The following is a 23,614-nucleotide window of genomic DNA, read 5'->3' as shown; positions in this document are numbered from 1 at the left end:
TGAGAGTTGAACTCGCGGAGAGTCCCCCTCACCCGGATTGCTGTGCAATCCGACCTCTCCCCGCAAGCGGGGAGAGGTGAGGCGCCTTTTACTTGAAGGGCACCGCGTACATCAAGCCGCCCTTGCTCCAGAGGCCGTTGAGGCCGCGCTCGAGCTTGAGCGGGCTCGCCTTGCCGACATTGCGCTCGTAGATCTCGCCGTAATTGCCGGTGGCCTTGATGGCCGTGACCAGCCATTTGTTGTCGAGCCCGAGCCGCGAGCCGAGATCGCCGGAGGCACCGAGCAGGCGCTGGATCGCGGGCGTCTGCGACTTCGCCATCTCGTCTACATTACCTTGTGTGACGCCGAGCTCTTCGGCCTCGATCAAGCCGTAATGCAGCCAGGTGATGATGTCGCTCCAGACCTCGTCGCCATTGCGGGTGAAGGGGCCGAGCGGCTCCTTGCTGATGGTCTGCGGCAGCACGACGTAGTCGGCCGCGTTCGGCGCCGCGGTCGTCACGGCGCCGGCGAGCGCGGAAGCGTCCTGGGTCATGGCATCGCAACGCCCGCCGAAGAAGGTCTGGTACATGGTGTCGACGCGGTCGAACACCAGCGGCTTCCAGTCGATGCCGTTGGCGCGGCCGTAATCGCCGAGCGTGACCTCATGCGTGGTCCCCTGCGCGACACAGACGGTGGCGCCCTTGAGATCCCTGATCTCCTTCACGCCGAGGTCCTTCTTCACGACAAAGCCCTGGCCGTCGTAGAAGTTGACCGGTCCCTGCCGCAGGCCCAGCGTGACACCGCGCAGATAGGTCTGCGTCGAGTTGCGGTAGAGCACGTCGATCTCGCCGGACTGCAGCGCGGTGAAGCGGTTCTGCGCAGTCAGCGAGACGTAACGCACCTTGCTGGCATCGCCGAGCACGCCGGCGGCGAGCGCGCGGCAATAATCGACGTCGAGACCCTTGTAGTTGCCTTGCGAATCCGGCGCGGAGAAGCCGGCAAAACCGGCGCTGACGCCGCATATCAGCGTGCCGCGGCTCTTCACCGTATCGAGCGTTGCCGCCGACGCGACCACAGTCGATGCCGCGAGCACGCCGGCTACGATAACCACTTTCCTCATCATGCTATTCTCCCCTCAGTGATTGACACGACGCAATACGTTGTCGACAGCCGTGCCGAGCTTGTCGACGATCAGATCGATCTCCTCCGCGGAGGTGATATAGGGTGGCGCCAGCAGCACGTGGTCGCCACGGACGCCATCCACGGTGCCGCCGCCGGGATAGCAGCCGAGGCCGTTGGCGAGGGCCTCCGCCTTGATCTTCTGGTTCAGCTTCAGGGCGGGATCGAACGAGCTCCGGCTGGCGCGATCGGCGACGAGCTCGATCGCCCAGAACAGGCCGCGGCCCCTGATGTCGCCGACATGGCGGTGATTGCCGAAGCGCTCCGTGAGCCGCTGCTCGAGCTGCTTGCCGCGCTCCTTGACCCGGTCGAGCAGGCCGTCCTCGCGGATCACGTCCTGCACCGCGAGCGCAGCAGCACAAGCGAGGGGATGCGCGAGATAAGTGTGGCCGTGCAGGAAGGCGCCCGAACCTGAGCGGATTGTGTCGATGATCCTGCCGCTTGCCAGCATTGCACCGATCGGCTGGTAGCCGCCGCCGAGACCCTTGGCGATCGCCTGGATGTCGGGCGCGATCCCTTCCTGCTCCCAGGCGTGCGTGGTGCCGGTGCGGCCCATGCCGCTCATGACCTCGTCGAGAATGAGCAGCGCGCCGTGGCGGTCGCAGATCTCGCGCACCGCCTTGAAGTAGCCGTCCGGCGCCGTCACGGCACCTGCGGTGGCGCCGACGACGGGCTCTGCGAGAAACGCCGCGACCGTATTGGGACCGAGGCGCTGAAACTCGGCTTCGAGCTCGGCCGCGAGCCGGACGACGAATTGCGCGTCGGATTCACTCTCGTGCTTCTCGTGATAAGCGAAGGCCGGGGTCACATGGCTGAAGGCGTCGGAGAGCAGCGGCGCGTAGGGCGCGCGGCGCCAGGCATTGCCGCCGGCGGCCAGTGCGCCGAGCGTATTGCCGTGATAGCTCTGCCGCCGCGCAATGAAGTGCTGCCGCTGCGGCTCGCCGCGCTCGATGAAATATTGCCGCGCGAGCTTGATGCTGGCCTCGATCGCCTCCGACCCGCCGCTGACGAAATAGGCGTAGGCGAGGCCGCCGGGCTCATGACCGACCAGCCTCTCCGCCAGCGCCTCCGCCGGCTCGGACGAGAAGAAGGATGTGTGGGCATAAGCGAGGGTCGAAGCCTGCTTCGTGATCGCTGCGATCACGCGCGGATGCTGGTGGCCGAGACAGGAGACCGCAGCTCCGCCGGAGGCGTCGATGATGCGGCGCCCGTCCTCGGCGAAGAGATAGACGCCTTCGCCGCCGATCGCCTTCGGCGGCGTTTCGCGCAGCGAGCGATGCAGCACGCGGCTGGTGCGAGCGGGCATGGGTCAACCTTTCTCTGAAACGTAAGTTGAGGCCGCGGCCAGCCGCGCCTCGGTATTCTCCAGGCGCTTCTTGGCGGCCGTGCCGCCGAGCGAAAACGTCACTGCGGCGAGCGATTGCGCGATCGCAATGGCGCCGGTGAGACTGGGGAAAAAGCCGGGAGAGGAGGCCGCCTCGAACAGCAGCACGTGGTCGGCGCCTTCGGCCATCGGTGCCGAAGGGCTATCGGCGATCGCGATCAGGGCCGCGCCGGCACGATACGCGGCCTGCGCGACGCGGACGCTCGCATGGGTGTAGGGCATGAAGCCTATGACGATGACGGCCTCGCCAGGCCGGAACGCGCCCATGTCGAGATCATCGGGGCCGGACGCGCCGACGAGTTGCACCTGTTCGGGACGAAACAGCCGGAGCTCGTAGTTGAGCAGCTCCGCGACGCTGCGGCAGCTTCGGTAGCCGGTGATCCATACTCGCTTGGCATCGTGGAGCGCGAGTGCCGCCTCCGCAATCGGCAGGGCCTGGATGCGCGGAAGTCCGGCGGCCTCGGCCTCGAGCTTTTCGGTGACGAGGGCGACATCGGCGTTCGGGCCGTGACGGCGGCTCCTGGCGCGGCCGGAGAAGGGCGCTATCTGCGAGGGCCGCCGCGCCTCCGTCAGTGCCGCGCGCAATTCGTCCCAGCCGGAATAGCCGATCGCCTTGGCAAGCCGCGTGAAGGCGGCGGGATCGGCGCCGGCAACGGCTGCGAGATCGCGCATCGAACGCGTGGTGGCGTCGTAATCGTTGGCCGCGACGAAACGCCCGACCTCCTGCAATCGCATCGGAAGCGATGGCAATGCAATGCGCAGTTCGCTCAGCGGCGAGGATTTGGCGGGCTCGGCCATGAAACATTTGTTGCACGAAGTAGAGTTTGGTGCAACAGTTGACGTACGCTGCCGGAAATCGCCGTCTTGAGAAGGATTTTTGTGCTGTGACGTCAGACGCTCCGAGACCGCCGCCGCGCCGCCGCTTCTTGGGCGCTTTCGGACAACGCGAGCTGAAAGGCCTGTTCTGGCAGGCCCTGGTGGTCGGGATCGCAGTCGCGGTCATCGTCTTCCTCTGGTCCAACACGGTCACCAATCTCTCCACGCGCCGCATCACGACCGGTTTTGCCTTCCTCGGCCGGGAGGCCGGCATGCCCATCGCCGACAGCCTGCTCACCTACAATCCGAGAGACTCATATCTCTGGGCCTTCGTCGTCGGCATCGCCAACACCCTGCGCGTCGCCGTGATCGGAATCGTGCTTGCAACCATCCTGGGCACGGTGATCGGCATCTCGCGGCTGTCGGCCAACTGGCTGCTGTCGCGGCTAGCCGCGGTGTATGTCGAAATGCTCCGCGACATCCCGCTGCTGCTCCAGCTCCTGTTCTGGTACGTGCTGATGCAGGCGCTGCCGGCCGCGCGCGCGGCATGGCGGCCGATCGAGGGCGTGTTCCTGTCCAATCGCGGATTGATCCTGCCGGCGATTCCGATCGGGACGCCGCAGCTTTGGGTGCTCGGCACGGCGGTGCTCGGGCTTGTCGTGTTCTATGTCATCCAGCGGCGGCTCATCGCGCAGCAAATGCGCGACGGCAAGCCGCGGCCGGCCTGGCCGTTTGGACTCGGGTTGCTCGTTGGGCTGCCTGCGGCAGTGTCCGTGCTGCTCGGCGTATCCTGGACGATCGAATGGCCGGAGTTGCGCGGCTTCAACTTCGTCGGCGGGCTGACGCTCGCGCCGGAATATTTCGCGCTGCTGATCGCGCTCGTCACCTACACCTCGGCCTTCATCGCCGAAATCGTGCGCAGCGGCATCCAGTCGGTGCCGCGCGGGCAGTGGGATGCCGCCAATGCGCTCGGACTGCGCCGCAGCTTCATGCTGCGGCAGATCATCCTGCCACAGGCGCTACGTGTCATCGTGCCGCCAATGACGAGCCAGTACCTCAACCTGACCAAGAACTCCTCGCTCGCGGTGGCGATCGGCTATCAGGACGTGGTCTCGATCGCCAACACGACGCTGAACCAAACCGGTCAGGCGATCGAGGCCATTGCCTTGATCATGGCGGTGTTTCTGACCATCAGCCTCGGCATCAGCTTTTTCATGAATTGGTACAATTCGCGCATCGCGCTGGTGGAGCGCTGACCATGACGGCGATCGCCGACATTCCGGAAGTACCGCGCTCCGCCCGCCGCCCGCAGATCGGCAATCCGGTGCTGCGCTGGCTGCGCACCAATTTGTTCTCGTCGATCCCGAACGGCATCCTCTCGGTGGTGTTGCTGGCAGTGCTCGCAAAGGGCCTCTTCAGCTTCGCGCAATGGGGCATCGCCAATGCGGTCTGGCTCACCCCGGCGAACGATTCCAGCGCATGCCGCGCGGTGCGCGGCGTCGGTGCATGCTGGGCGATCATCCCCGAAAAATACCGCTTCATCCTGTTCGGCACCTATCCGTTCGACGAGCAGTGGCGGCCGGCGTTGGCGGTGCTGCTGTTCATCGCCCTGTTCTATCTCTCCAGCCGCCGTGCCTTGTGGCGGCGCGAACTGGCCTATCTCTGGATCGGAGCGCTCGCGCTGATCAGCGTGCTGATGTGGGGCGGCATATTGGGCTTGTCGTTCGTCTCGCAGGACCGCTGGGGCGGTTTGCCAGTGACGCTGATCCTGGCGACCTTCGGTCTGGCTTTCGGCTTCCCGCTCGGCGTCCTGGTCGCGCTTGGCCGGCGCTCAAAACTGCCGGCGATCCGCTCGCTCAGCGTGCTTTATGTCGAGCTGATCCGTGGCGTGCCGCTGGTCAGTCTGCTGTTCATGGCGAGCGTGATGTTTCCGCTGTTCATGCCGAACGGATTCAACATCGACAAGCTCCTGCGCGCGCAGGTCGCGATCATCCTTTTCGCGGGTGCCTATCTTGCCGAAGTCATTCGCGGTGGCCTCCAGGCCGTGCCCCGGGGACAATACGAGGCGGCCGACGCACTTGGTCTGTCCTACTGGCGCAAGAACCGGCTGATCGTCCTGCCGCAGGCGATCCGCCACGTCATCCCGCCGCTGGTCAACACCTTCATCGCCTTCTTCAAGGACACCAGCCTCGTCCTGATCATTGGTATCTTCGACCTGCTGACGACGGCCAAGACCGCGATCATCGATCCGGCGTGGCAGCAATTCTCCGTCGAAGTCTACATCTTCATCGCCGGTATCTATTTTGTCTTCTGCTTCGCGATGTCGCGGTATAGCCGGAGTCTGGAGGCGACGGACGGAAGGTGATGCTTCTTCACCTCGCCCCGCTTGCGGGGAGAGGTCGATCGCGAAGCGATCGGGCGAGGGGAAATCTCCGCGAGTTGAACTGCCACCGTCTTCACGGAAGCAGCCCCTCACCCCAACCCTCTCCCCGCAAAAGCGGGGCGAGGGAGTCTACCGAGCCCGCCGCGCCTTGTTCGTTCTAGCTCTTCACGCGCGGATCAATCGGCGTCGTGCCGCGCAGGCCCAAAATATCCTCCAGCACCTTGGCGCCGGCGATCACATGCGCATCCGCGCGTGGAGCCCCGACGACCTGCAGGCCGACCGGCAGTCCCGATGCGGTGAAGCCGCACGGCAGCGACAGCGCGGGACAGCAGGCGAGCGTGATCGCATAGACGATGCCGAGCCACTCGACGTAATTGTCGAACGTCGTGCCGGCGCATTCGGCGACATAGCGATGCTCGATCGGGAAGGGAGGCACGATCGTGGTCGGTACCAGCAGCAGATCGTAGCTCTTGAAGAACTCGACCGCACGCGCGGTCATGCCGACGCGCTGCGCCTCGGCGCGTTCGATCTGCTCGATCGTGAGCTTGAGGCCTTCTTCGATGTTCCAGATCACTTCGGGCTTGAGCAGGTCGCGCTTGGTGCGCAACAGATTGGCCTTGCTGATCGCAAAATCGAAGGCGCGCAACGTGTGGAAGCACTCGTGCGCCTCGCGCCAGTCCGGGTGCGCCTCCTCGACGATGGCGCCGGCTTCGGCGAAGCGCTCAGCCGCCTTGCGTGTGATCGCTTTGACTTCGGGATCGACCGGCGTGATGCCGAGATCGGGCGAGTAGGCGATGCGCTTCGGTTTCTTGCCTGATTGTGCCGCTGACAGGAATGAGGTCGCAGGCGCGGGAAGCGACAATGGATCGGCTGCATAGTCGCCACTCATGGCGTCGAGCAGCAGCGCGAGATCCTCGACGTTGCGTGCCATCGGACCGACGACGCCGAGATTACGATCGATGGCTGATTTTGGTGTATGCGCGACCCGGCCGATGCTCGGGCGCATGCCCACGACGCCGCAGAAAGCTGCCGGACTGCGCAGACTGCCGCCCATGTCGGAGCCTTGCGCGAGCCAGGCCATGCCGGTGGCGAGCGCAACGGCCGCGCCGCCTGACGAGCCGGCTGCCGACTTGGACGTATCCCAGGGATTGAGAGTTGCGCCGAACACCTCGTTGAAGGTGTTGGCGCCGGCGCCGAACTCCGGCGTGTTGGATTTGGCGTAGACGACCGCGCCGTTGGCCTCGAGATTTTCGACCAGGATGTCGGACGTCGCCGGGATGTTGTCCTTGAAGATCGGTGAGCCCTGGGTGTTCAGCACGCCAGCAACATCGGTCAGGTCCTTGATTGGCACCGGCAGACCGGCGAGCAATCCGCGCGCACCCGCCGGCTTCCGCATCAGCGCCTTTGCGCTATCCCGCGCGCGATCGAAGCACAGCGTCGGCAGCGCGTTGACCTTGCCATCGACTTCGCTGATGCGCTTCTCCAACACATCCAAGAGCTCCAGCGGCGAGACATCGCCGGACCGCAGCTTGTCGACGACGGTGCAAGCGGTTTCGCGGATCAGGTCTTGAGACAACTATTTTACTCCTGTGCTTGTTCTAGGCTCCGTCATTGCGAGGAGCGAAGCGACGAAGCAATCCAGACTTTTGCCGCAGACACATTTCTGGATTGCATCGCTTCGCTTGCAATGACGTGGACAGACCTAACCCCATCCCGCGCTGATTCCGCCATCCACCGTATAGATCACCCCTGACGTATAGCCGGCGCGATCCGACGCCAGGAACGCCATGAGGTCGCCGATCTCGCGCGCATGCGCAGGCCTGCCTAAAGGCAAGCTCTTCTGGAACTCCCTGTAGCGGCTCTCGTCGCCGAACTGGTGCTTTGCCCGGGTCTTCAGCAAGGTGACGTGGCGGTCGGTGCCCACAGGGCCGGGATTGATGCCGACCACGCGGATGTTGTCGGCGAGGCTCTTGCCCCCGAGCGCGCGGGTGAAGGCCATCAGCGCCGCATTGCCGGCACTGCCGCAAATGTAGTTGGCGTCGAATTTCTCGCCGGCGGCGCCGATGTCGTTGACGATCACGCCGCCGCCCTTCGCCTTCATCTGCGCATAGATCTGCCGCGTGAGGTTGATGTAGCCGAACACTTTCAATTCCCAGGCGTGCCGCCAGGTCGCCTCGTCGATCTTGTCGATGGAGCCGCCGGGAATGTCGCCGGCATTGTTGACGAGCACGTCGATGTCGGCGGCTTCCTTGGCGAGCCGCGTCAAATCCTCGCTCTTACGCAAATCGACGATGCTCGTGGCGGCATCAATCTGGTGCGCCGAGCGCAACCGCTCGGCCAAAGCCTTGAGCTGATCGCCGTTGCGGGCGGCGAGGAGGAGATGGCAGCCTTCCTCGGCAAAGGCCTCGGCGGCAGCTGCGCCGATGCCCTTGGACGCGCCCGTGATCAGGACGCGCTTGCCACGCAGATGCAGATCCATGGGAGTTACTCGCAGGAGAGGAACGGGAATAAAATCAGTAGGCGGTCGGCCGCGCCATGGTCAACATTGCAGTGCAGCGTTGCACTGCCGCCGCGTTTGGTCCATTGCAGTGCGGTCAAAAAGGCGGCGGCTGCCGGAGCAATCAAGGACGTTCTCGATGAGCAAGAAACAATACCGGATCGCGGTCATTCCTGGCGACGGCATCGGCAAGGAAGTGATGCCGGAGGGTCTGCGCGTTCTGGAGACCGCGGCGAAGAAGCACGGGGTGTCCCTTCATTTCGATCATTTCGACTTCTCGTCCTGGGACTATTACGAGAAGCACGGGCAGATGATGCCGGACGATTGGAAGGAAAAGATCGGCAAGCACGATGCGATCTATTTCGGCGCGGTCGGCTGGCCGGCCAAGATTCCGGATCACGTCTCGCTCTGGGGCTCGTTGATCAAGTTCCGCCGCGAGTTCGATCAGTATGTGAATCTGCGCCCGGTACGGCTGATGCCGGGCGTTCCGTCCCCGCTGGCAAACCGCAAGCCCGGCGACATCGATTTCTGGGTGGTGCGCGAGAACACCGAAGGCGAATATTCCTCCGTCGGCGGCCGCATGTTCCCGGACACCGACCGTGAGTTCGTGACGCAGCAGACGGTGATGACCCGCATCGGCGTCGATCGCATCCTGAAGTTCGCGTTCGAACTCGCGCAGTCGCGGCCGAAGAAGCACCTGACCTCGGCCACCAAGTCGAACGGCATCTCCATCACCATGCCCTATTGGGACGAGCGCGTGGAGGCGATGGCGAAGAAGTATCCAAGTGTGAAGTGGGACAAGTACCACATCGACATCCTGACCGCGAACTTCGTGCTGCATCCGGACTGGTTCGACGTCGTGGTCGGCTCCAACTTGTTCGGCGACATCCTGTCCGACCTCGGCCCGGCCTGCACCGGCACCATCGGCATCGCGCCGTCGGGCAACATCAACCCCGAGGGCAATTTCCCGTCGGTGTTCGAGCCGGTGCACGGCTCGGCGCCCGACATCGCGGGGCAGGGCATCGCCAATCCGATCGGCGCAATCTGGTCCGGCGCGATGATGCTCGAACATCTCGGCGAAAAGGAAGCCGGCAAGTCGATCGTCGATGCGATCGAGCGCACGCTGGCGGAGCGCACGCTCCGCACCAAGGATCTCGGCGGCAACGCTGACACCACGGCTTGCGGCAAGGCGGTTGCGGATATGGTGGATTAGAGCACTGCTTTCCCTCCCCCCTTGTGGGGGAGGGTGGTTTCGATGCGAAGCATCGAAGACGGGTGAGGGGTTGTCTCCGCGGAGACAGACCTCTCAATTGTGCATTTCTCTTCGCGGACAGAACCCCTCATCCGGCGCTCGCGCCACCTTCTCCCACAAGGGGAGAAGGGAAGAGCACCGTGCTCCGCCTCACTACCCCGCGATCTTCTCGATCGCCGCCTGATCCAGCCCGAATTTCTTCCCGGCCTCCAAGATCTCGTGCCAGGTGGTCGGATCGACCGGAATGCCTTCAGCCAGGCGCTTCTGCTTCGTCTCGCGCTCGGGCTCGCCGGCGATCTTCACCTTATCGACGCCGGCGGCCGGAGGTGAGCCGGTGTGCCAGGCGACGAAGCTCTCGACTTCGCGCGCGAGATTCTCCGCGGTGCCGAGCTTGGTCGGATCGATGATGATCGAGAGCATGCCGTTGAGGACGTTGTACTTGCCATCGGACGGGCCCTTGACCACCTGCCCGCCGGAGAGCGCGCCGCCGAGGATTTCGCACACCAGCGCGAGCCCTGAACCCTTGTGCTCGCCGAACGGCAGGATGGCGCCGTGCGGCGGAATCACGGTGTAGCGCGGGTTGGTGGTCGGCTTGCCCTCGTTGTCGATGATCGTGCCGGGCTCGAGCTCGACGCCCTTGTTGTGGGCGACGCGGGTCTTGCCCTGCGCGATCCTGCTGGTGGCGAAGTCGAGCACGATGGGGTCCTTACCCGCGCGCGGGATGCCGACGCAGAACGGGTTGGTGCCATGGCGCCCATCGCTGCCGCCCCAGGGCGCAACAATCGGACGCGAGATCACGTTGACGAAGTGGATCGACACCAGCCCGTGGTCGATGCATTGCTCGGCCCAGTGGCCGATCCGTCCGATATGGTGCGAGTTGGAGAGGCCGACGAGACACACGCCATTGCGCTTGGCGCGCTCTGCCGCCAGTTCCATCGCTTCATGGCCGATCACCTGGCCGTAGCCGGTGAGGCCGTCGAGGGTGAGCAGCGGACCGGTGTCGAGCACGATCTTGACGTGCTGGTTCACGGCGAGGCCGCCCGTGGTGACGCTCTGGACATAGCGCGGGATCATGCCGACGCCGTGGGAGTCGTGTCCCTTGAGATTGGCCTCGACCAGATTGGTGGATACGAGCTCGGCCTCGCGGTCCGTGGAGCCGCCGGCCTTGACGATGGCACTGATGGCTTCGATGAGCGGCTGTGCCTTGATGGTGCGATAGTCGGCCATTGTTGGTGCTCTTATCCCTTTACGATTCTGCGGCAGTGCTCCCACGCCGCATGAATGAGGTTCTCGCTCGCCTCCGGGGTCCGGAATGCCGAATGCGCCGACAACGTCACGTTCGGCAGTTTTGTCAGCGGATGATCGCCGGGCAGGGGCTCGATGTTGAAGACGTCGAGGCCGGCATGGCGGATGTGGCCTGACTTCAGCGCATCGATCATGGCGGCCTCATCGACCACGGCGGCGCGGGCGGTGTTGATGAGGATGACGCCCGGCTTCATCTTCGCGATCATCTCGCGGGTGATCATGCCGCGCGTCTCGTCGTTGAGCAGCAGATGCAGCGATACGACGTCTGCTCTCGCCAACACCGAATCGAGATCGACGAATTCCACGCCCGGATAGCTCTTCGGCGAGCGGTTCCAGGCGATCACCTTCATGCCGCTGCCCGATGCAATGCGCGCGACCTCCGCGGCAATACCGCCGAAGCCGATCAGGCCGAGCGTCTTGCCGGTGAGCTGCATGCCGTCCTCGCGCAGCCAGTTTCCGCCGCGCATCTCGCGGTCCATCATCGCGATGACGCGGCTCGAAGCCCACATCAGCGCGATCGCGCATTCCGCGACCGCCGTGTCGCCATAGCCCTTGATCAGGTGCACCGAGATGCCGAGCTCAGCGAGCTCCTCCGGGTTCATGTAACTGCGTGCACCGGTGCCGAGGAACACGACATGCTTCAGGCCTGTGCACTTCCTCGCGACTTCGGTCGGCAGCGCTGTGTGGTCGACGATCGCGATCTCGGCGCCGTCGAGGATTTCAGGATATTGCTCGGGCTTGATGTCGGGATCCCTGTGGATCCGCACCTTGGGATCGCCTGATAGCTCCAGCCGCTCCATGATCACGGCCAGGGCTTCGTTGGCGTCGACGAAAACTCCGCGCATGACTCTCTCTCCGGTCAGGATGCGACGCCGGCGATCGCCAGCACCGTGTGCATGAGGACATTGGTGCCCGCGGCACAATCGGGCTGCGTGGCGTCTTCCAGCTCGTTGTGGCTGATGCCGTCCTTGCAGGGCACGAACACCATTGCGGCGGGCATGATCGTATTGAGATTGCAGGCGTCGTGGCCGGCGCCGGAGGTGATGCGGCGAGAGGAGTAGCCGAGCGTCTTCGCCGCGTTCTCGACCGCCGCAATCAACTTGGGATCGAAATGCGTCGGCGGCTTGCGCCAGACCAGGTCGATCTTCACCTCGACCTTGCGGCGTGCGGCGATCTCGGCAATCGCGGTGCGCAGGTCGCGATCGAGCGCATCCATGATCGCGCCATCGGCGCTGCGGCAATCCATCGTGAAGGCGATCTCGCCGGGAATGACGTTGCGCGAGGGGTTTGCGATCACGGCCTCGCCGATGGTGCCGACTGCCTTCGGCCCGTGCTTGCTCGCGATGGCTTCCATCGCCAGCACGATCTCGGACAGCGTCGCCAGCGCATCGCGCCGCAGCGGCATTGGCGTCGACCCGGCATGGCTCTCGAAGCCGGAAATCTTGCCGTCGTACCAGAGCACGCCCTGGCCGGAATCGACCACGCCGATGGTCTTGCCTTCGGCTTCCAGGATCGGGCCCTGCTCGATGTGCAATTCGACGAAGCAGCCGAGCTTCTGGAAGCCGACCGGCTTGTCGCCGCGATACCCGATGCTATCGAGCGCCTGGCCGACGGTGGCGCCATCGGCGTCCTTGCGCGACAGGATGTCGTCCGTGGTGAAGTCGCCGACATAGGCGGCGGAGGCCATCATCGCGGGAGCGAAGCGCGAGCCCTCTTCGTTGGTCCAGTTGACGACGCAGATCGGCGCCTCGGTCTCAATGCCGGCGTCGTTCAACGTGCGGATCACTTCCAGTGCGCCGAGCGTTCCCAGAATGCCGTCATACTTGCCGCCGGTGGGTTGCGTGTCGAGATGCGAGCCGATGCCGACAGGCGGCTTCGACATGTCGCGTCCCTTGCGCAGGCCGAACTGCGAACCGAGCGCATCGGTGTGCACCTCCAAGCCGGCGTCCTCGCAGGCCTTGCGGAACCAGTCGCGCACCTGCTTGTCCTCCGCGCTCAGCGTCAGCCGCCGCACGCCGCCCTTGGCCGTCGCGCCGAACTGCGCGGTCTCGTGGATGGAGCCCCAGAGGCGGGCGGAATCGATTTGCAAATTGGTGGCGGCTCGGCTCATGCGGTCAGTCTCTCAATTGTCCGGCGCCTGTTTCAATGACGCGCCGGCGCGGGCGCGTCAACTGTAAGGCTGCCCTGCGCAATCTGACATGCAAGCTCTGCGACCCGCTCCACCGCCACGACGTCGGGCGAGGCGAGCCAGCTGGCGGTGAATGTCAGCGGCGCGATTTTGAGATCGGTGTCGAGCAGTTGCAGCCGCCCGTCTGCGAGCTCGCTCTCGACGATGGCGTCGGGGATCACGGCGATGCCGAGGCCCTCGACCGCCATGTGAATCACGGTCGCAAGCGAGGCGGAGGCATGCAGCCGGATCGGCGGCAGCTCCGGCCGGTCGAACACTTCGCGCACGACCTCGTAGGGCCGCGTCTTCCGCGGAAATGTAATGATCGGAAACCGCGCGAGCTCGGCCCGCGTGACCGGTCCATGGCCGAGGCCCAGCGAGGGGCTGGCGAGAAAGCCGATCGGATAGTCGGCGAGAACGCGATTGTGCACCCCGGAGGCCGAGAGCGGACCGACGACGAAAGCAAGCTCGATCTCCTGTGCGAGCAGGCGCGCGGTCAGGTTCGGCGTGATGTCGACCTCGATCTCCAGCGACAGGTTCGGGTAGACTTGGTTCATGCTCTTCACCAGCCGCGGCAGCCAGGTGTGCACGATGGTCTCGGCGACGCCGAGCCGCATCACGCCGCGCATTGCGGAGCGATCGCCGATCTCGGCGATCATCGCAGCGCGCAGGCCGATCAGCTTCTCCGCGTAGACCATCATCTGCCGGCCGCTCGGCGTCGGCGAGGCCACGCGGTGGTCGCGGTTCAGGAGCTTCACCCCCATCTCGCGCTCGAGCTGGGCGATGCGCTGGGAGATCGCCGGCTGGGTCGTGTTGAGGCGTGCTGCGGCGCCGCGAAAGCTGCCGAGCTTCACAACCCACAGAAACGTCTCGATCGATCTGAAGTCCAGCATTGGAAGGATTTTCCTGTCCGATAAATGAAATTTATCGATATTGATTAGAAAGGAAGATTAGACTTTATAGCACGCGTGGTGTTGGCTTGTCTTTGTCGAGTTTATAGGCAGGTCGATCCCATGACTGTTTTGGTGGCAGTGCAGCAAACTGAAACACCCGACACGCTCCCGAGCCGCAAGGCGCGGCTCGCCTACCGCGAAGGGCTGGTCGCCTCCACTGCCGGCGTCGCCCCGGGCTTCGTCCAGGGCAATCTGGCGATCCTGCCGGCCGAATATGCCGGCGCCTTCCACCGCTTCTGCCAACTCAATCCCAAGCCGTGCCCGATCATCGGCATGTCCGATGTCGGCAGTCCGCACATCCCGGCGTTGGGCGCCGATCTCGACATCCGCACCGACGTGCCGCGCTACCGCGTCTGGCGCGACGGCGAGGTCGTGGACGAGCCGACCGATGTGACAAAGCATTGGCGCGACGATCTCGTGACCTTCGTGCTCGGCTGCTCGTTCTCGTTCGAGGAGGCGCTGCTCGACGAGGGCATGCCGATCCGCCACATCGAACACAATGTGCGCGTGCCGATGTATCGCACCAACATCGCCTGCGGCGCGTCCGGTCCTTTCGCCGGCCCCATGGTGGTGTCGATGCGTCCGTTCAAGCCGGCGGATGCGATCCGCGCGGTGCAGATCACCTCGCGCTATCCGGCCGTGCACGGCGCACCCGTGCATCTCGGCCATCCGCACCTGATCGGTATCAAGGACATCGCCAAGCCCGACTACGGCGATCCGGTGCCGGTCGCCGACGACGAGATCCCGGTGTTCTGGGCCTGCGGCGTGACGCCGCAATCGGTCATCAATGCTGCAAAGCTGCCGTTCGCGATCACGCATTCGCCGGGTCTGATGCTGGTGACGGATCTCAAGAACAGGACCATGGCCGTGATTTAGTGGGCAGCGTTTGCTGCTTCTTCGAGCTTTACCGCATCCATCAATCGCTTCATTCGATCAGCCGAAATTCAGTAACAGGGGACTTTGCCATGACGATCACTCGCCGCGACGTATTGTTGGGAGCCACCGCTACGGCCGCGCTGGTACCGCTGGCCGCCCGCGCACAGACTTCGGAAGTCGTGATCGGCGTGATCTATCCGTTCTCCGGCGGCAGCGCGCAGCAGGGCGTCGATGCGCAGAAGGCCTATGAGACCGCGCTCGAGGTCATCAACAAGGCCACGGATTTCGACCTGCCGCTGGCCAAGGGCGAAGGCCTGCCGGGTCTCGGCGGGGCAAAAGTGCGCCTCGTCTTCGCCGACCACCAGGCCGATCCGCAGAAGGGCCGCGCCGAGGCCGAGCGCCTGATCACGCAGGAGAAGGTCTGCGCCATCATCGGCACCTATCAGAGCGCGGTCGCCGTCACCGTCAGCCAGATCTGCGAGCGCTACCAGATCCCGTTCGTCTCCGCCGACAATTCCTCACCCAGCCTGCACCGCCGCGGCCTCAAATATTACTTCCGCGCCTCCCCGCACGACGAGATGTACTCGGCCGCGATGTTCGACTTCTTCGATGCCTTGAAGAAGAAGGGCACCAAGATCGAGACGCTGTCGCTGTTCCACGAAGACACCATCTTCGGCACCGATTCCGCCAATGCCCAGGCCAAGATCGCCGGCGAGCGCGGCTACAAGATCGTCGCGGACATCAAGTATCGCGCCAACTCGCCCTCGCTCTCGGCCGAGGTGCAGCAGCTCAAGAGCGCGAACGCCGACGTGCTGATGCCCTCGAGCTACACCACCGATGGCATCCTGCTGGTGAAGACCATGGGCGAGCTCGGTTACAAGCCGAACGCGATCGTGGCGCAGGACGCCGGCTTCTCCGAGAAGGCACTCTATGACGCCGTCGGCGACAAGCTCGAAGGCGTGATCTCGCGCGGCACCTTCTCGCTCGATCTCGCGCAGAAGCGCCCGATGGTCGGCAAGATCAACGAGATGTTCAAGACGCGTTCGGGCAAGGATTTCAACGATCTCACCTCGCGTCAGTTCATGGGTCTGATCATCCTCGCAGACGCCATCAGCCGCGCCAAGTCGACCGACGGCGAGAAGATCCGCGACGCGCTCGCCGCTACCGACATCCCGGGCGAGCAGACCATCATGCCCTGGAAGCGCGTCAAGTTCGACGAGATGGGCCAGAACAACGATGCTGACCCTGTGCTGCTGCAATATGTCGGCGGCAAGTTCGTCACCATCTTCCCGCCACAGGCCGCCATCGCCGAGGCGATCTGGCCGATGAAGTAAGCGCTGCGGGAGCAGGGAAGCAAATCGAGATCGTCGCAAGAGCCTCGTCATTGCGAGGAGCGAAGCGACGAAGCAATCCAGACTGTCTCCGCGACGAGATTCTGGATTGCTTCGCTTCGCTCGCAATGACGGAGCAAACGATGATATTTCGAGCGGGGGACCACCGGTGACAGCCCAAACCATTATCCAAAGTCTCGCGAGCGGCCTTCTCATGGGCCTGCTCTACGGACTGGTCGCCGTCGGCCTCGCGCTGATCTTCGGCTTGATGGACGTCGTGAACTTCGCCCATGGCGAGTTCCTGATGATCGCGATGTATGTGAGCTTCTTCCTGTTCACGTTCTTCGCCATCGACCCCTTGCTGTCGGCGCCGCTGGTGGCCGCCGCGCTGTTCGTATTCGGAGCGGTCGTCTATTTGTTGATCGTGCGCTTCGCCATGCGGGCCAAGGCCAATGCCGGCATGGTGCAGATCTTCTCCACCTTTGGCCTCGCCATCGTGATGCGCGGCCTCGCGCAATTCTTCTTCACGCCTGACTATCGCAGCGTTCCGCAGTCCTGGCTCGGCGGCAAGACGATCTCGATCGCCGGCGTCTTCCTGCCCGAGCCGCAGCTCATGGGTGCGCTGGTTTCGATCCTGGCCTTTGCCGGCCTTTACTTCTTCATCCACCGCACCGATTTCGGTCGCGCGCTGGAGGCCACCCGTGAGGATCCCGGCGCGGTGGCCCTCGTCGGCATCGACAAGAACCGCGTGTTCGCGCTCGGCTGGGGGCTTGGTGCCGCGCTGGTCGGCCTCGCCGGAGCGATCATGGCGAGCTTCTTCTATATCTATCCCGACGTCGGCGCGTCCTTTGCGTTGATCGCCTATGTCACGGTCGCGCTCGGCGGCTTTGGCAGCGTGTTCGGCGCTTTCGCCGGCGGGATCATCGTCGGCCTCGTTGAGGCCACCACCGCGCTGGTGCTGCCGCCGTCGCTGAAATCGGTCGGCATTTACGCCGTCTACCTGCTGGTCGTCTTCATCCGGCCGCGCGGCCTGTTCGGATCGATGTGATGGACAAGGATTTTGCCGCGCGGCGCCGCCGCGACCTCGTCATCGCCGCGGTGCTGACCGCTCTGGCGGCGCTCGCGCCGCTGTTCATCAAGGACGTCTACGTCCAGAACATCCTGATCCTGACCTTAATGTATGCGGCGCTGTCGCAGAGCTGGAATATTCTCTCCGGCTATTGCGGGCAGATCTCGCTCGGACATGCGCTCTATTTCGGCATCGGCGCCTACACCACCGAGTTGCTGTTCACCAAATTCGGCGTGCTGCCATGGTTCGGCATGCTCGCCGGCGGTGCAGTCGCGGCCGCGATCGCGATGGGGCTCGGCTATCCCTTCTTCCGTCTGCGCGGCCATTACTTCGTGATCGCGACCATCGTGATCGCCGAGATCGGGCTGCTGCTGTTCCAGAACTGGGAATGGGCGGGGGCCGCGATGGGAATCACCATTCCGGTGCGCGGCGACAGCTGGATGAAATTCCAGTTCATGCGCAGCAAGCTGCCGTACTTCTACTTCGCACTGGTGCTATGCAGCCTCGCCTGGTTCGTCACCTGGTGGCTGGAGGACTCCAAATGGGGCTTCTGGTGGCGCGCGGTGAAGGACAATCCGGAAGCGGCCGAGAGCCTCGGCGTCGTCGTGTTCAACTCCAAGATGGGCGCGGCCGCCGTCTCCGCCTTCCTTGTTGCCATTGGCGGCGCCTTCTATGCGCAGTTTCTGGCCTATATCGATCCTGAAAGCGTCATGGGCTTCCAGTTCTCGCTGTTGATGGCGTTGCCGGCCGTGCTCGGCGGCATCGGCACCCTCTGGGGGCCCGTGTTAGGAGCGGCCATCCTGATCCCGATGACGGAGCTGACGCGCTCCTATATCGGCGGCTCCGGCCGCGGCGTCGACCTGATCGTCTACGGCACGCTGATCGTGCTGATTTCGCTCGCCCTGCCGCAGGGTCTGGTGAGCCTGTTCTCTCGTGCGAAGCGGAAGGGAGCCACGCGATGACCCCGCTGCTTGAAACCCGCGGCGTCTGGCAGCGCTTCGGCGGCCTCGTCGCCAACAGCGACGTCTCGATCTCGGTCGGCCGCGGCGAGATCGTCGGCCTGATCGGGCCGAACGGGGCCGGCAAGTCGACGCTGTTCAATCTCATCGCCGGGGTGCTGCCGCCGACGCAAGGCTCGATCTGGTTCGATGGCGAGGATGTCACCAGCATGCCGGCCGCCGAGCGCTGCCAGCGCGGCGTCGGGCGCACCTTCCAGGTCGTCAAGAGCTTCGAGACCATGACCGTTATCGACAACGTCATCGTCGGGGCTCTCGTGCGCAACACCGTGATGCGCGAAGCACGCCGCAAGGCGCATGAGGTGCTGGAGTTCACCGGCCTTGCCGCGCGCGCCAACGTGCTCGCGAGCGACCTCGTGCCGGCCGAAAAGCGCCGCCTCGAAGTCGCGCGCGCGCTTGCAACAGAACCGAAATTGCTGCTGCTCGACGAAGTCCTCACTGGTCTTACGCCGACCGAAGCGCAGACAGGTGTGGCGCTGGTGCGCAAGGTGCGTGACGCCGGCATTACCGTCCTGATGGTCGAGCACGTCATGGAGATCGTGATGCCGCTGGTCGATCGTGCCATCGTGCTCGACCTCGGCAAGGTGCTGGTCGAGGGCAAGCCCACTGAAATCGTCCGCGATCCCAAGGTGATCAGCGCATATCTGGGAGATCGTCATGCTGTCGGTGCGTGAAGTCACGACCGCCTATCAGGGCCTGGTCGCGATCTCCGCGGTCTCGATCGAGGTCCAGAAGGGTGAGATCGTCTGCGTCGCCGGTGCCAACGGCGCGGGCAAGTCAACGCTGCTGAAATCCATCGCCGGCGCCGAGCGCCCGCGTTCGGGCACGGTGACGTTCGATGGCAAGCGCCTCGACGGCATGGCGCAGCACCACATCACAGCCACCGGCATCGCCTATGTGCCGGAGAACCGTCGCTTGTTTCCGCGCCTCTCCGTGCGCGACAATCTGCGCCTCGGCAGCTATCTCTACCGCGGCGAGGCCGATCGCGAGAGTCCGCTCGATCTTGTGTTCAAGCTGTTTCCGCGTCTCTCCGAGCGCCTGGAGCAGCGCGCCGAGACGCTAAGCGGCGGCGAGCAGCAGATGCTCGCGATCGGCCGCGCGCTGATGACGCGCCCGCGGCTGTTGATGCTGGACGAGCCCTCGCAGGGCATCATGCCGAAGCTGGTCGACGAGATCTTCCAGGCTGTGAAGCGCATCCGCGACGCCGGCATGACCGTCTTGATCGTCGAGCAGCGCATGGCGGAGTGCCTGGAAATCGCAGACCGCGCCTACATCCTGCAAACCGGCCGCGTGCTGATGCAGGGCGCGGCAAGCGAGATCAAGGGCAATCCGGACGTGCGCAAGGCCTATCTGGGGCTGTAGCTGCAAGCACACTACCGTAGCCCGGATGAGCGAAGCAATATCCGGGGCAAGTGGTCCCGCATGTCGCTTCGCTCATGCGGGCTACGATCGCGGGGGCTGTAGCGGCAATGACGAGGTTGGAGCCAGACTCAATGCTCGTGCCCGTGCTCCGGCACCGATACCCCAAACACCTTCACCAGATCCGTCACCTGCTCCGGCGACAAATACCGCGGGTTCATCCCGCGCAGCAGGAGATACAGCTTCGCCGTCTCCTCCAACTCCTCGGTCGCGAACACCGCTGCTTGCAGCGTGTCGCCCGCGACGACCGGGCCGTGATTGGCGAGCAGCACGGATGAGTATTTTCCCGCCAGTCCCCTGATCGCATCGGCGACCGCGGGATCGCCAGGGCGGTAATAAGGCACGAGCGCGGTGGCGCCGCATTTCATCAGATAATAGGCCGTCATCGGCGGCAGCGCGGCGCGCGGGTCGATCTCCGGCAGCATCGACAGCGCAACCGAATGGGTGGAATGCAGATGCACGATCGCCCTTGCGCTCCCGCGCGTGGCGTAGAGCGCATTGTGCAGCGGAACTTCCTTGGTCGGCGCATCGCCCGAAACCAGTCGGCCCTGATCGTCCAGCCGCGACAGTTTTGCGGGATCGAGAAAGCCGAGCGAGGCATTGGTCGGCGTCACCAGCCAGCCGCCACCGTCCAGCCTGACGCTGATATTGCCGGAGGAGCCGGGCGTCAGCCCACGCTCGAACAGCGACCGTCCGAAGCGGCAAATGTCTTCGCGCAGCAATGTCTCGTTGCTCATGGCCGTCATGTCCGTTTGTCTCACGCTTTGGCAGCGCGGCCAAGCCGTGTTATTCGGTTGCCAAGCTGCCGCAAAGGGTGGCCCTCCGGGAAACGTCGCAAGGATCAGTTGCATGTCCGCCTCCACGTCACAGAATCAGCGCATCGCCGTCATCGGGCTCGGCTCGATGGGGTTTGGCATGGCGACCTCGCTGAAGCGCGCCGGTCATGTCGTCACCGGCTGCGACGTCTCGGCTGATGCGGTCGCGCGGTTCGTGACCGAGGGCGGCGCGGGCGCCAAGACGCCGGCTGAAGCTGCCAAGGGCGCCGACATCGTCGTCAGCGTCGTCGTCAATGCCGCGCAGACCGAGACGATCCTGTTCGGCAAGGATGGCGTCGCCGAAACCATGGCCAAGGACAGCGTCTTCCTGTCGTCGGCGACCATGGATCCCGACGTGGCGCGGCGTCTCGCCAAGCAGTTGGAGGCGACCGGCCGGCACTATCTGGATGCGCCGATCTCCGGCGGGGCGCAGCGCGCAGCGCAGGGCGAGCTGACGATCCTCGCGTCCGGCAGTCCAGTTGCGTTCGAGAAAGCGCGGCCCGCGCTCGATGCTATGGCCGCAAAGCTGTACGAGCTTGGCGATGCCGCAGGCCAGGGCGCCGCCTTCAAGATGATCAATCAGTTGCTCGCCGGCGTGCATATCGCCGCCGCCAGCGAGGCAATCGCGTTCGCGGCCAAGCAGGGTCTCGACATCCGCAAGGTCTACGAGGTGATCACGGCGTCCGCCGGCAACTCCTGGATGTTCGAGAACCGCATGCCGCATGTGCTTGACGGCGATTACACGCCGCGCAGTGCGGTCGAGATCTTCGTCAAGGACCTCGGCATCATCCAGGACATGGCACGCAGTGCCAGATTCCCGGTTCCGGTCTCCGCCGCGGCGCTCCAGATGTTCTTGATGACGTCAGCCGCCGGCATGGGCCGCGACGACGATGCGTCGGTGGCGCGGATGTATGCGCAGGTCACCGGCGTCAAGCTGCCCGGCGACAAATAGACAAGAGGATTCCGATGCCCCGTTTTGCCGCCAATCTCTCGATGATGTTCACCGAGGTGCCGTTCCTCGACCGCTTCGACGCCGCTGCCGCAGCCGGCTTCACCGCAGTCGAGTTTCTCTTTCCCTACGAGCATTCGGCCGAGGCGGTCGGCGAGCGGCTCAAGCGCAACGGCTTGACTCAGGCGCTGTTCAACCTGCCGCCGGGCGACTGGAATGCCGGCGAGAAGGGCTTTGCGGCACTCCCGTCGCGATTCCCCGAGCTCAAGGCGAGCCTGGAGACCGCGCTGCCCTACGCCAAGGCGACCGGCGTCAAGCGGCTGCATTTGATGGCGGGCATCGCCAACCGCGGCGAGCGGGTTGCCATCGAGGCGTTCTACAAATCGGTGGCGTGGGCCGCCGAGTTCTTTGCGCCGCACGGCATCGACATCGTGCTCGAGCCGATCAATGCGCGCAACGTGCCCGGCTATTTCCTCAACGATTTCGGCTTCGCGCGCGACCTGATCCAGGAGCTGCGGCTTCCGAACCTGAAACTCCAGTTCGACATCTATCACTGCCAGATCATCCATGGCGACGTCACGATGCGGCTGCGCGATATGATGCCGGTGATCGGCCACATCCAGATCGCCAGCATTCCCTCGCGCAACGAGCCCGACGGCGAGGAGCTGAACTATCCGTTCCTGTTCGACGAACTCGACCGGCTCGGTTATGCCGGTTTCGTCGGCTGCGAATATAATCCGCGCGGCAAGACCACCGACGGCCTTGCCTGGTTCAAGCCTTATGCGGGAGTGAAGCCGTGACACTTGCAGCGAAAATATCTCTTGGCTGCATCGCCGACGACTATACCGGCGCCTCCGACCTCGCCAATACGCTGACGCGCGCGGGCCTGCGCACCGTGCAGACCATCGGCGTGCCCGCGGACGATCTCGCGCTGCCCGAGGTTGATGCGGTCGTGGTGTCCTTGAAGAGCCGCTCGATCGAGTCCGGCCTCGCCGTGTCGCGCTCGCGCGCGGCCGAGACATGGCTGCGCGGCCGCGGCGCTAGCCACGTGCTGTTCAAGATCTGCTCCACCTTCGATTCCACCGATGCCGGCAATATCGGCCCGGTGATGGACGCGCTTCGCGCCGATTGTGGCGAGGCGGCCGTGCTGGTGACGCCGGCGTTTCCGGAGACCGGCCGCACCGTCTACCAGGGCAATCTGTTCGTCGGTGCCGTGCCGCTGAACGAGAGCCCGCTGAAGGACCATCCGCTCAACCCGATGCACGATTCCAACCTGGTGCGGGTGCTGGCGCGCCAGAGCAAGACGCAAATCGGCCTCGTCGACCTTGCCACCGTCACGCGCGGCGCGGATGCCGTGCGGGCGCGGCTGGCCGAACTCGCGGGCAAGGGCATTGGCGCGGCGATCATCGACGCCGTGTTCGACCGCAACCTCGAGACCATCGGCCTCGTCGCTGCCCAGCATCGGTTGTCGGTCGGCGCCTCCGGCATGGGCCTTGGGCTAGCGCGGGCGCTGGTCTCGACAGGCAAGGTCACATCGAGCGCGGCAAGCAGCGAGGCGGGGGCAGCGGTCGGCGGACCGGCGGCGTGCCTGGCCGGAAGCTGCTCGCATGCGACGCTTCAGCAGATTGCCAATGCCGAGCGTGTCATGCCGGTGCTGCATCTCGATCCGGACCGTGTTACTACGGGCGAGGACGAGGCGCAGCGCGCACTGGCCTGGGCGAAGCCGCGACTGGCGGACGGTCCGGTCCTGATCGCATCGAGCTCGACGCCCGATCAGGTCGCCGAGCTCCAGGCGCGCCATGGTCGCGACGCGGCCGGTCACGCCATCGAGCAGGCGATGGCCGACATCGCCGAGGGTCTGGTGCGGGCCGGCGTCAAGCGCCTGGTCATTGCCGGCGGGGAGACATCCGGTGCCGTGGTCGACCGCCTGAAGATCCCCGGATTTCTCGTCGGAGTAGAGATTGCGGCGGGCGTCCCGGTGCTGCGCGCGGTCGGTGCTGAGAAAAGCGACATGTTGCTTGCCTTGAAGTCCGGAAATTTCGGCGGGCCCGAGTTTTTCTCCGATGCGCTTAGGCTCATGCGCTGAGCGCAGGGCATTTTTAGCGTCGTGTTCACTTATTTCAGGCTTCCGTACTCGTACGGAGTCGTCGTTAACGTCTGCTCAGGTGCTCTGGTGTTGGATGTCGGTGCTGCTCCCTTAGGTTGATTCGTAGATTTCCGGACG

The 23,614-nt window shown here is 64.6% G+C and carries 22 protein-coding genes; 12 read left to right on the top strand and 10 right to left on the bottom strand.

Annotation, left to right across the window (positions count from 1 at the left end; genetic code table 11):
* Positions 1 to 88: 88 nt before the first annotated feature.
* Genes AC0L3J_RS09140 through AC0L3J_RS09130 form a run of 3 tightly spaced genes read right to left on the bottom strand, consistent with a single transcriptional unit; the run spans position 89 to position 3,340 of the window.
* Positions 89 to 1,102 carry an amino acid ABC transporter substrate-binding protein gene (locus AC0L3J_RS09140; protein WP_247467233.1) on the bottom strand — a complete coding sequence of 338 codons (1,014 nt, stop codon included), beginning with the start codon at positions 1,100 to 1,102 and terminating at the stop codon, positions 89 to 91.
* Between the two features lie 12 nt (positions 1,103 to 1,114).
* Positions 1,115 to 2,464, bottom strand: coding sequence for an aspartate aminotransferase family protein (locus tag AC0L3J_RS09135; protein WP_456765294.1), 1,350 nt, complete (start codon positions 2,462 to 2,464; stop codon positions 1,115 to 1,117).
* 3 nt (positions 2,465 to 2,467) lie between these two features.
* Positions 2,468 to 3,340: a MurR/RpiR family transcriptional regulator gene (locus AC0L3J_RS09130; protein ID WP_473346802.1), complete on the bottom strand. Its 873-nt coding sequence runs from the start codon at positions 3,338 to 3,340 to the stop codon at positions 2,468 to 2,470.
* Positions 3,341 to 3,426: 86 nt separating this feature from the next.
* On the opposite strand from AC0L3J_RS09130, the gene AC0L3J_RS09125 reads away from it, so the two are divergent.
* Both AC0L3J_RS09125 and AC0L3J_RS09120 read left to right on the top strand, forming a co-directional pair.
* Positions 3,427 to 4,614 carry an amino acid ABC transporter permease gene (locus tag AC0L3J_RS09125; RefSeq protein ID WP_456765292.1) on the top strand — a complete coding sequence of 396 codons (1,188 nt, stop codon included), beginning with the start codon at positions 3,427 to 3,429 and terminating at the stop codon, positions 4,612 to 4,614.
* A gap of 2 nt (positions 4,615 to 4,616) precedes the next feature.
* Positions 4,617 to 5,723: an amino acid ABC transporter permease gene (locus tag AC0L3J_RS09120; protein ID WP_456765291.1), complete on the top strand. Its 1,107-nt coding sequence runs from the start codon at positions 4,617 to 4,619 to the stop codon at positions 5,721 to 5,723.
* Between the two features lie 175 nt (positions 5,724 to 5,898).
* Here the strand turns inward: AC0L3J_RS09120 and AC0L3J_RS09115 are convergent, their stop codons facing one another.
* Both AC0L3J_RS09115 and AC0L3J_RS09110 read right to left on the bottom strand, forming a co-directional pair.
* Positions 5,899 to 7,317, bottom strand: coding sequence for an amidase (locus AC0L3J_RS09115; RefSeq protein ID WP_456765290.1), 1,419 nt, complete (start codon positions 7,315 to 7,317; stop codon positions 5,899 to 5,901).
* Positions 7,318 to 7,443: 126 nt separating this feature from the next.
* A complete protein-coding gene (locus AC0L3J_RS09110; RefSeq protein WP_456765289.1) occupies positions 7,444 to 8,220 on the bottom strand; it encodes an SDR family oxidoreductase in 777 nt (258 codons plus the stop codon).
* 157 nt (positions 8,221 to 8,377) lie between these two features.
* Here AC0L3J_RS09110 and AC0L3J_RS09105 point away from each other — a divergent pair, with 157 nt between their 5' ends.
* Entirely contained in the window at positions 8,378 to 9,451 is a 1,074-nt protein-coding gene (locus AC0L3J_RS09105) for a tartrate dehydrogenase (RefSeq protein ID WP_456765288.1), read from the top strand.
* A gap of 192 nt (positions 9,452 to 9,643) precedes the next feature.
* Here AC0L3J_RS09105 and AC0L3J_RS09100 read toward each other — a convergent pair whose 3' ends face one another.
* The 4 genes from AC0L3J_RS09100 to AC0L3J_RS09085 are packed head-to-tail and all read right to left on the bottom strand — an operon-like array spanning position 9,644 to position 13,855.
* Positions 9,644 to 10,717 (bottom strand): malate/lactate/ureidoglycolate dehydrogenase, encoded by a 1,074-nt coding sequence (locus AC0L3J_RS09100; RefSeq protein ID WP_456765287.1) that lies wholly within the window; start codon positions 10,715 to 10,717, stop codon positions 9,644 to 9,646.
* Positions 10,718 to 10,728: 11 nt separating this feature from the next.
* Positions 10,729 to 11,640, bottom strand: a complete 912-nt coding sequence (locus tag AC0L3J_RS09095; protein WP_456765286.1) for an NAD(P)-dependent oxidoreductase — start codon at positions 11,638 to 11,640, stop codon at positions 10,729 to 10,731.
* A 14-nt stretch (positions 11,641 to 11,654) separates the two neighbouring features.
* Positions 11,655 to 12,905 (bottom strand): Zn-dependent hydrolase, encoded by a 1,251-nt coding sequence (locus tag AC0L3J_RS09090; protein WP_456765285.1) that lies wholly within the window; start codon positions 12,903 to 12,905, stop codon positions 11,655 to 11,657.
* Between the two features lie 32 nt (positions 12,906 to 12,937).
* The gene (locus tag AC0L3J_RS09085; RefSeq protein WP_247288607.1) at positions 12,938 to 13,855 is read right to left on the bottom strand and encodes a LysR family transcriptional regulator; all 918 of its coding nucleotides are present in this window, start codon (positions 13,853 to 13,855) and stop codon (positions 12,938 to 12,940) included.
* A gap of 120 nt (positions 13,856 to 13,975) precedes the next feature.
* Between AC0L3J_RS09085 and AC0L3J_RS09080 the strand changes: the two genes are divergently transcribed.
* The 6 genes from AC0L3J_RS09080 to AC0L3J_RS09055 all read left to right on the top strand — a co-directional run bounded on the left by AC0L3J_RS09080 (position 13,976) and on the right by AC0L3J_RS09055 (position 19,569).
* Positions 13,976 to 14,791: a putative hydro-lyase gene (locus AC0L3J_RS09080; RefSeq protein ID WP_456765284.1), complete on the top strand. Its 816-nt coding sequence runs from the start codon at positions 13,976 to 13,978 to the stop codon at positions 14,789 to 14,791.
* An 89-nt stretch (positions 14,792 to 14,880) separates the two neighbouring features.
* Positions 14,881 to 16,125 carry an ABC transporter substrate-binding protein gene (locus AC0L3J_RS09075; RefSeq protein WP_456765283.1) on the top strand — a complete coding sequence of 415 codons (1,245 nt, stop codon included), beginning with the start codon at positions 14,881 to 14,883 and terminating at the stop codon, positions 16,123 to 16,125.
* A 166-nt stretch (positions 16,126 to 16,291) separates the two neighbouring features.
* The gene (locus AC0L3J_RS09070; RefSeq protein WP_473346801.1) at positions 16,292 to 17,170 is read left to right on the top strand and encodes a branched-chain amino acid ABC transporter permease; all 879 of its coding nucleotides are present in this window, start codon (positions 16,292 to 16,294) and stop codon (positions 17,168 to 17,170) included.
* A complete protein-coding gene (locus AC0L3J_RS09065) occupies positions 17,170 to 18,153 on the top strand; it encodes a branched-chain amino acid ABC transporter permease (protein WP_456765282.1) in 984 nt (327 codons plus the stop codon). The genes AC0L3J_RS09070 and AC0L3J_RS09065 overlap by 1 nt, the downstream gene beginning before the upstream one ends.
* A complete protein-coding gene (locus AC0L3J_RS09060) occupies positions 18,150 to 18,881 on the top strand; it encodes an ABC transporter ATP-binding protein (protein ID WP_007593737.1) in 732 nt (243 codons plus the stop codon). The genes AC0L3J_RS09065 and AC0L3J_RS09060 overlap by 4 nt, the downstream gene beginning before the upstream one ends.
* A complete protein-coding gene (locus tag AC0L3J_RS09055; RefSeq protein WP_456765281.1) occupies positions 18,865 to 19,569 on the top strand; it encodes an ABC transporter ATP-binding protein in 705 nt (234 codons plus the stop codon). Before AC0L3J_RS09060 ends, AC0L3J_RS09055 begins: the two co-directional genes overlap by 17 nt.
* A 128-nt stretch (positions 19,570 to 19,697) precedes the next feature.
* On the opposite strand, the gene otnC is transcribed toward AC0L3J_RS09055, so the two are convergent.
* Positions 19,698 to 20,372 (bottom strand): 3-oxo-tetronate 4-phosphate decarboxylase, encoded by a 675-nt coding sequence (gene otnC / locus AC0L3J_RS09050; RefSeq protein ID WP_456765280.1) that lies wholly within the window; start codon positions 20,370 to 20,372, stop codon positions 19,698 to 19,700.
* A gap of 103 nt (positions 20,373 to 20,475) precedes the next feature.
* On the opposite strand from otnC, the gene ltnD reads away from it, so the two are divergent.
* The 3 genes from ltnD to otnK are packed head-to-tail and all read left to right on the top strand — an operon-like array spanning position 20,476 to position 23,476.
* Positions 20,476 to 21,393 carry an L-threonate dehydrogenase gene (gene ltnD, locus AC0L3J_RS09045; protein WP_456765279.1) on the top strand — a complete coding sequence of 306 codons (918 nt, stop codon included), beginning with the start codon at positions 20,476 to 20,478 and terminating at the stop codon, positions 21,391 to 21,393.
* A 14-nt stretch (positions 21,394 to 21,407) separates the two neighbouring features.
* Positions 21,408 to 22,190: a 2-oxo-tetronate isomerase gene (gene otnI, locus AC0L3J_RS09040; RefSeq protein ID WP_456765278.1), complete on the top strand. Its 783-nt coding sequence runs from the start codon at positions 21,408 to 21,410 to the stop codon at positions 22,188 to 22,190.
* Positions 22,187 to 23,476 (top strand): 3-oxo-tetronate kinase, encoded by a 1,290-nt coding sequence (otnK, locus tag AC0L3J_RS09035; RefSeq protein WP_456765277.1) that lies wholly within the window; start codon positions 22,187 to 22,189, stop codon positions 23,474 to 23,476. Before otnI ends, otnK begins: the two co-directional genes overlap by 4 nt.
* The last annotated feature ends 138 nt before the right edge of the window (positions 23,477 to 23,614 follow it).

The sequence above is a fragment of the Bradyrhizobium sp. Kon37 genome, assembly GCF_055807535.1.
Note: the sequence above shows the minus strand (reverse complement) of the source record. Positions and strands in the feature narration are given on the sequence as shown.

Excerpts from the sequence above, each read along its gene's own strand:
- AC0L3J_RS09140 (WP_247467233.1), bottom strand. The coding sequence starts at position 1,102 with ATGATGAGGAAAGTGGTTATCGTAGCCGGCGTGCTCGCGGCATCGACT.
- AC0L3J_RS09135 (WP_456765294.1), bottom strand. The coding sequence starts at position 2,464 with ATGCCCGCTCGCACCAGCCGCGTGCTGCATCGCTCGCTGCGCGAAACG.
- AC0L3J_RS09130 (WP_473346802.1), bottom strand. The coding sequence starts at position 3,340 with ATGGCCGAGCCCGCCAAATCCTCGCCGCTGAGCGAACTGCGCATTGCA.
- AC0L3J_RS09120 (WP_456765291.1), top strand. The coding sequence starts at position 4,617 with ATGACGGCGATCGCCGACATTCCGGAAGTACCGCGCTCCGCCCGCCGC.
- AC0L3J_RS09110 (WP_456765289.1), bottom strand. The coding sequence starts at position 8,220 with ATGGATCTGCATCTGCGTGGCAAGCGCGTCCTGATCACGGGCGCGTCC.
- AC0L3J_RS09105 (WP_456765288.1), top strand. The coding sequence starts at position 8,378 with ATGAGCAAGAAACAATACCGGATCGCGGTCATTCCTGGCGACGGCATC.
- AC0L3J_RS09100 (WP_456765287.1), bottom strand. The coding sequence starts at position 10,717 with ATGGCCGACTATCGCACCATCAAGGCACAGCCGCTCATCGAAGCCATC.
- AC0L3J_RS09095 (WP_456765286.1), bottom strand. The coding sequence starts at position 11,640 with ATGCGCGGAGTTTTCGTCGACGCCAACGAAGCCCTGGCCGTGATCATG.
- AC0L3J_RS09090 (WP_456765285.1), bottom strand. The coding sequence starts at position 12,905 with ATGAGCCGAGCCGCCACCAATTTGCAAATCGATTCCGCCCGCCTCTGG.
- AC0L3J_RS09085 (WP_247288607.1), bottom strand. The coding sequence starts at position 13,855 with ATGCTGGACTTCAGATCGATCGAGACGTTTCTGTGGGTTGTGAAGCTC.
- AC0L3J_RS09080 (WP_456765284.1), top strand. The coding sequence starts at position 13,976 with ATGACTGTTTTGGTGGCAGTGCAGCAAACTGAAACACCCGACACGCTC.
- AC0L3J_RS09075 (WP_456765283.1), top strand. The coding sequence starts at position 14,881 with ATGACGATCACTCGCCGCGACGTATTGTTGGGAGCCACCGCTACGGCC.
- AC0L3J_RS09065 (WP_456765282.1), top strand. The coding sequence starts at position 17,170 with ATGGACAAGGATTTTGCCGCGCGGCGCCGCCGCGACCTCGTCATCGCC.
- AC0L3J_RS09060 (WP_007593737.1), top strand. The coding sequence starts at position 18,150 with ATGACCCCGCTGCTTGAAACCCGCGGCGTCTGGCAGCGCTTCGGCGGC.
- AC0L3J_RS09055 (WP_456765281.1), top strand. The coding sequence starts at position 18,865 with ATGCTGTCGGTGCGTGAAGTCACGACCGCCTATCAGGGCCTGGTCGCG.
- otnC (WP_456765280.1), bottom strand. The coding sequence starts at position 20,372 with ATGACGGCCATGAGCAACGAGACATTGCTGCGCGAAGACATTTGCCGC.
- ltnD (WP_456765279.1), top strand. The coding sequence starts at position 20,476 with ATGTCCGCCTCCACGTCACAGAATCAGCGCATCGCCGTCATCGGGCTC.
- otnI (WP_456765278.1), top strand. The coding sequence starts at position 21,408 with ATGCCCCGTTTTGCCGCCAATCTCTCGATGATGTTCACCGAGGTGCCG.